Origin of the sequence: Vibrio sp. 10N.261.52.A1, from assembly GCF_002876325.1 — a bacterium.
GTDB classification, from domain to species: domain Bacteria; phylum Pseudomonadota; class Gammaproteobacteria; order Enterobacterales; family Vibrionaceae; genus Vibrio; species Vibrio chagasii.
In genome coordinates this window covers 1-651 of the sequence record NZ_MCYD01000093.1, presented here as the reverse complement: position 1 = coordinate 651, position 651 = coordinate 1, and the positions used below count along the sequence as shown (strand labels likewise).

The window sequence follows — 651 nt, the reverse complement described above, 5'->3', positions numbered from 1 at the left end:
ATATAATAGGTTTTACTATGTCTAAATTTGTCATCCCGGTCATCGTCTTTCTTTTGGCGGGTTTCATGATTTACCGTACTTGGACAAATCATAAGTCTGGTGCAGAAAACTTCGAACAAGGTCAACAGTTCATGCTAGAGAACGGAAAGAAAGAGGGTGTGATCACGACTGAGAGCGGTCTTCAGTACCTAGTTCTTGAAGAAGGTACTGGCACTGTTCACCCTACTAAAGAAAGCAAAGTAACAGTTCACTATCACGGTACTCTGATCGATGGCACGGTTTTCGATAGCTCTGTAGAACGTGGTGAGCCAATCTCATTCGCTCTGAAGCAAGTAATCAAAGGCTGGCAAGAAGGTTTGACTTACATGGTAGAAGGTCAAAAAGTCCGCCTATTCATTCCAAGCACGCTAGGTTACGGCAAAGGTGGTACCGGCCCAATCCCACCATCAGCAACACTGATTTTTGATGTTGAGTTAATCTCTATCCAGTAATCTACTATCTGGAAAGTAAGTAATACGTTGAGCCCCGACATAGAAACATGTCGGGGCTTTTTATTGGTAAGTCATTGCTGTAAAAGCACCTAAGTACGAACAATCATCCAGTTAACACGAATAATCAAGTAATAATACAGCCACTAGACGACTGGTCTAA

At 42.4% G+C, this 651-nt stretch carries 1 protein-coding gene; it reads left to right on the top strand.

The annotated features are described in order from the left end of the window. Window positions 1–17 precede the first annotated feature (17 nt). On the top strand, window positions 18–491 hold the full coding sequence (locus BCT81_RS01280; RefSeq protein ID WP_102423042.1) for an FKBP-type peptidyl-prolyl cis-trans isomerase: 474 nt from the start codon (window positions 18–20) through the stop codon (window positions 489–491). Window positions 492–651: the final 160 nt, after the last annotated feature.